The sequence below is a fragment of the Moorena bouillonii PNG genome, assembly GCF_001942495.1.
GTDB classification, from domain to species: domain Bacteria; phylum Cyanobacteriota; class Cyanobacteriia; order Cyanobacteriales; family Coleofasciculaceae; genus Moorena; species Moorena bouillonii.
This window is the reverse complement of the sequence record NZ_MKZS01000001.1, coordinates 3,394,039-3,399,293: the sequence shown is the minus strand read 5'-3', so window position 1 is coordinate 3,399,293 and position 5,255 is coordinate 3,394,039. Positions and strand designations below refer to the sequence as shown.

The window sequence follows — 5,255 nt, the reverse complement described above, 5'->3', positions numbered from 1 at the left end:
AAGTATCGTCAACAAATTCAGTAACGATTTGTTGATTTTCTTTACCTTCTATGTATTTTTATAAATAGTTACGAACTCGATCGATTTATTGTAACAGAGATCTAAAATTAGTGTGATACCAGTTGGTTTGAGAAAGGGGTGCCATGTCGCGCTCCATTAAGACGGTGGGATCGACTGATCTGGTTTTCTAATAGGGTACAAGGTAAAAGGAAATAGCTATGCGCACTACTCATACCTATAAACCGAAATATTCTCACTCTACTTCTAGGACAATTGCTCAAAAAAAGAAAGACGAAAGACGGAATGGTTTAAGAGAAATTTTGGATGCAGAGGAAAGGGAGTGGAACGCGGAAGAGGCGGTCGGGGAATGGGGAAGTATGAGTGCGAAGGTGATGCGCACCTTAGAATCAGGAGTAACCCAACCGGAAAGGGGAAGGAGAGAAATGGGGCTGCAACCAAAGCTAACTATAGGAAAGCCGGGTGATAAATACGAGCAAGAGGCAGATCGAGTAGCGCGTCAGGTTGTACAGCAGATTAATTCACCACAGAAAGGTACGATTGAGGGTGAGGAGAAGGGTACGCCACAACAAGAAATACAGAGGAAAGCATTAACAGGGGGATTAAATGCACCGAACAATTTAGAAGGTGCCATAAAGGAAGCAAGAGGAAGGGGAAAGCCACTGGAAGAAAGGATGAGAATACCGATGGAGAGGGCGATGGGGGCGGATTTTAGTGGGGTGCGGGTGCATACGGATGCTCAGTCAGACCAGTTGAATAAATCGATTCAGGCCAAGGCGTTTACGACGGGGCAGGATGTGTTTTTTAGGCAGGGGGCGTATGAGCCGGGGAGTAGAAGAGGGCAGGAGTTGATCGCTCATGAAATGACCCATGTGGTACAGCAGAATGGAGGGGCAGTGCAGCGTAGGCCAATACAACCGCAGCAGTTACACCATCGACCCGCATGCGAAACCCCATCGGCATCGGTGTGCGATAGCGCTAACAAGCCAAATGCAGAAAACACCGGGACGCGCATAGAGACAACTGAGGAGCCGCAAAACCCAACCGGCACGCGCTATCACCTTAAAACAGGCATTGAAAACCTCACAGGCCATGGGTGGGATGAAAAAACATGTCCTTATAATTTTGATAAACCAGGGGCGGTCAAAGCCCAAGCGTTCACACAGGGAAAGGTTTTTAACGTCGCCCCCGTACGAGAAATAAAACTACCACTTGGAACCGGGCATGTAGTCGAACAAAAACATGGCAGGGTGAAAGCAGATCAAAAACCAATAGACCAGATAATGATGAGCGTGGAGCATGGACGGGAGTATGAATCTCCAGTGTTGGGAATCCAAGCCACGCACAGGGCTATTACTTGTGCGGAAACCCGTACTAAAGGAATTCCACAATTACCAACAACACAAACCGAATTCACTCACCAATACTTTGGCTTGCCCCACGACAAGTCAACGGTAAAATCAAAGCAAATACAACGCACCAAAGATGATCAGCCCAAACCTCAGCCGAAAGGAACGGTGCAACAAGGAAAATTTATTATATGGCATAAAAATGACGCGATCCCAGGAATGACCACTATCGGTGCAGGACCATGTATTGTTATCTCACTAACATGGAAGGAAGAAGGGATTTGCGGATTAGCGCATCTGGACAGTGATTGCGACGTGGATGCGACAATAGAATATATGCTACTCAGTGCATATGAACGTGCATATATTGTAGCATATAGAGAGAATAATTCGACGCCTGGATACGTTAAATTTATTAGCAAATGCGAGGCCAAGTTAGCAGCTGGGCAAGGACAAGAGGGTACCGGATTAATAGGAATGAGAGGGTCAAGGGAAAGCGAAAAAATACTGCAGGAAGGGCAAATACTGCATCAGAAAGCCCGAGAATATCTAAATTTAGTTGGGGTAAGTAGCATTGAAAAGTTAACAAATAAGGGGCGAAAAGTTGCTACAGATTTCTTGACTATGGATACCAAACCATATGATTTAAAACCAATGATGAAGCTAGAGTCACGGCTAAAGTTTGACCCGTTGACTATTTGCTCAGATCAACCGGTAGAGGAAATTTCTAAAATTGAGGATATAGACCAGCTTAATTCACTCCTTCAAGCAGTAATATATAGTTATATAAATCAAAAAGAGCAAGTGCAATTGCCCCATACGAATAAAGTACAAACAATATGCCTGTACAATTTAGCGTATATCATTGCGCATCGCGTCAAACAGCTCCAGCATCCGGCACTTGAAAGCAGGTTGATGGATGTGGTGACAAAGGAATATATAAATTTCTGGATAAGAAGCCTAGGCGAAAAGTGATGATTGTCCCCGTAAAGGCGGGATGGCGTAAGTGCGATCGCTGATAAAGTAGGTGCGGCTCGTTCCTAGGAGGAGCTTCCTGAAACAGGAAGGGTATAACTAGGGGGAATCGCGGGGAATAGCCCGAATTCCTAACTATTTGCTGGATGGTGGTGAAAGTCCACCCCTTTAAGAGATAAGTGACTGTGCGATTCGTTGACTAGAAACCACACCCTATAAAGGTATGGGAGATTAGCTGATCTTGTAGATCTTGTAGGGTGGGCAAATTGAGATGATAACTGTACTAATTGGCAAACTATCATTATTTGCCCACCCTACCCGACTACTTAATTTAGTAGGGTGGGCAAATTGAGATGATAACTGTACTAATTGGCAAACTATCATTATTTGCCCACCCTACCCGACTACTTAATTTAGTAGGGTGGGCAAATTGAGATGATAACTGTACTAATTGGCAAACTATCATTATTTGCCCACCCTACCCGACTATTTTGTTGCTTAATAATGGTTATATTGATGAAGTAGTAGGGTGGGCAAATGGACATGATTGATGATCAATTGGTATTACGTTGATAATTTGCCCACCCTACGCCACATTCATAATTTGCCCACCCTACTCCCCTGCAAAATCTTCTAAATCGCGAAAATCTAGAACTTGTGGTAAATTACTCCCACAACAACACCCCCAATCGGGTTCATACTTGCCTCGCTCCACCCATTTGTGAAAACTGGAATATTCCCACAAATGAGGACAAGACACCAAACCATGTTTAACTGGATGTAGCGTGAATATAATCTAAATGTCGGTGTAAATCATGGTCATTACGAATTGTATGCTCCCAAAACCGACGTTGCCAGACATTGCTTTCTCGATGCTTACGACGAGAAGCAGAAACATCTACCTCAAATGAGCGTTTTCCCCGTAAAGAGCGGGTAAATAACACCTTAAACCGAGAGACTCGCATAGAATAATTAGAATCATCCGGTGGTAACGACCAGATAAAATGAAGATGATCCGGTAACACAACGGCTGCAGTGATGTCAAAGGGTTTTTCTGTCCGCATTTTTGCCATGGCCTTCCGTAACAGAGAGATATTCTCAACATCTGAAAATAGAGGAATACGGCGATATGTGACTAAAGTCAGAAAAAATACTCCTCCTGGCACATAAGAACGACGATAGTTCGACATATTGAGATTTTGATGGTGGCGAGCATCCTCTGTTTCAGTTTAATCCCGATTCAGAGTGCGTACGCGGATCTTGAATGGTTATGCAAATGGTCAAGCGGTTCGAGATGAAATTGCCTTCCGTTTAGTATTTGCCCACCCTACCCGTTCCGAATGCGATCGCACTCTTGTAGTTTGGTGGGCAAATGGTCAAGCGGTTCGTGATCAAATTGCCTTCCGTTTAGTATTTGCCCACCCTACCCGTTCCGAATGGTCAAGTTTGGTGGGCAAATGGTCAAGCGGTTCGTGATCAAATTGCCTTCCGTTTAGTATTTGCCCACCCTACCCGTTCCGAATGGTCAAGTTTGGTGGGCAAATGGTCAAGCGGTTCGTGATCAAATTGCCTTCCGTTTAGTATTTGCCCACCCTACCGAACCGAATGCGATCGCACTAAAGCAACATTTAAGGCTTGCCACGCCACACCATGAATCTTGACTAGACTTTCAGTTATACATATAATATATGTATGACCTTGGAATATGATCCAAGAATTGCAAAAACCAATTGGCAAAAGCATGGTGTTTCCTTTGCGGAAGCTGAAATGGTGTTTTTCGATCCCCAAGCCATTCATGACATTGATCCAGATTCGATTAGTGAAGAACGTTTCATCGCAGTGGGAATAGGAAACTCTGGATTACCATTGGTCGTTGTATATACCATGCGCGGTGAGGTGATTCGATTAATTTCTGCTCGTCGCGCCACAAAACAGGAGACAAAAGCTTATGAGAAAGGAATATGATTTTTCTAAAGGAAAACGAGGAGCCGTAATTCCTTCTAAAGGAAAAACACGCATTACTATTTATCTCGATGATGAAATTCTTGCCCTATTTCGAGAACAGGCCGAAACGGCTGGAATTGGTTATCAGACTCTGATAAATGAGGCTTTAAAAAAACATATCCTACTGCCAAATGAGCAACCTCTGACCCAAGGGGATCTACGTCGTATTCTTCGTGAAGAATTATCAGATAAAGTAGGGTGGGCAAATGGACATGATTGATGATCTATTGGTTAATGGTTGATGATTTGCCCACCATACGCCTGGGAACAGCGATCGCGGATCTTGTTTGGTGGGCAAATGGACATGACACAAAGATGAAATTGCCAAACCTACAGAATTTGCCCACCCTACCCCTACCGCCATTCACACTTCTACGTTATCCTCCGCCAACACTTTTTATACCACAGGTCCTGTGATCCAAGGGAGCAAGAGTAATGGCAAAAGACTTATTTCATGATGTTGTCAAAAATGCCTTAATTAAAGATGGTTGGCAAATTACCGATGATCCGTTTTTTTTGAAAGTAGGCGGAGTAGAATTTTTTATTGATTTGGGTGCCGAAAAACTAATAGCGGCAGAAAGAAATGGTCAGCGGATTGCAGTGGAAATCAAAAGTTTTATTAATCCCTCCTCTATTACAGACTTCCACCTTGCCATTGGTCAATTCATTAACTATCGAGTAGCCTTAAAGGTAAAAGATCCAGAACGACAATTATTTCTGGCGATTCCCGATACCACCTACCAAAGGTTTTTTCATAAAGAATTCCCTCAAATTGTTATTCAATAGTACCAACTTAAACTATTATAGCGTTTATCATACCTTTGAGGTACACATTATTTTTTTTCTATTCCCTATTCCCTATTCCCTATTCCCTATTCCCTATTCCCTATTCCCTATTACCTATTCCCT

Annotated in this window: 7 protein-coding genes and 1 pseudogene; 7 read left to right on the top strand and 1 reads right to left on the bottom strand. The window is 43.4% G+C overall.

The genetic code is table 11. The annotated features are described in order from the left end of the window. Positions 1-218: 218 nt before the first annotated feature. On the top strand, positions 219-2,342 hold the full coding sequence (locus BJP37_RS13835) for an eCIS core domain-containing protein (protein WP_075899556.1): 2,124 nt from the start codon (positions 219-221) through the stop codon (positions 2,340-2,342). Between the two features lie 613 nt (positions 2,343-2,955). On the opposite strand, the pseudogene BJP37_RS13830 reads toward BJP37_RS13835, so the two are convergent. Beyond that, positions 2,956-3,532 (bottom strand): annotated as a pseudogene (locus BJP37_RS13830) (REP-associated tyrosine transposase). A 70-nt stretch (positions 3,533-3,602) separates the two neighbouring features. On the opposite strand from BJP37_RS13830, the gene BJP37_RS13825 reads away from it, so the two are divergent. The 6 genes from BJP37_RS13825 to BJP37_RS13805 are packed head-to-tail and all read left to right on the top strand — an operon-like array spanning position 3,603 to position 5,132. Then, positions 3,603-3,818, top strand: a complete 216-nt coding sequence (locus BJP37_RS13825; protein WP_075899554.1) for a hypothetical protein — start codon at positions 3,603-3,605, stop codon at positions 3,816-3,818. Between the two features lie 23 nt (positions 3,819-3,841). Then, on the top strand, positions 3,842-4,003 hold the full coding sequence (locus tag BJP37_RS39170) for a hypothetical protein (RefSeq protein WP_158069574.1): 162 nt from the start codon (positions 3,842-3,844) through the stop codon (positions 4,001-4,003). A 31-nt stretch (positions 4,004-4,034) separates the two neighbouring features. After that, positions 4,035-4,307 (top strand): BrnT family toxin, encoded by a 273-nt coding sequence (locus BJP37_RS13820; RefSeq protein WP_075899552.1) that lies wholly within the window; start codon positions 4,035-4,037, stop codon positions 4,305-4,307. Beyond that, positions 4,291-4,566, top strand: a complete 276-nt coding sequence (locus BJP37_RS13815; RefSeq protein ID WP_075899550.1) for a BrnA antitoxin family protein — start codon at positions 4,291-4,293, stop codon at positions 4,564-4,566. The genes BJP37_RS13820 and BJP37_RS13815 overlap by 17 nt, the downstream gene beginning before the upstream one ends. Next, a complete protein-coding gene (locus BJP37_RS41045; protein WP_075899548.1) occupies positions 4,566-4,763 on the top strand; it encodes a hypothetical protein in 198 nt (65 codons plus the stop codon). The genes BJP37_RS13815 and BJP37_RS41045 overlap by 1 nt, the downstream gene beginning before the upstream one ends. Before the next feature lie 18 nt (positions 4,764-4,781). After that, complete coding sequence (locus tag BJP37_RS13805; protein ID WP_081431182.1) at positions 4,782-5,132, top strand: XisH family protein; 351 nt, start codon at positions 4,782-4,784, stop codon at positions 5,130-5,132. Positions 5,133-5,255 lie beyond the last annotated feature (123 nt).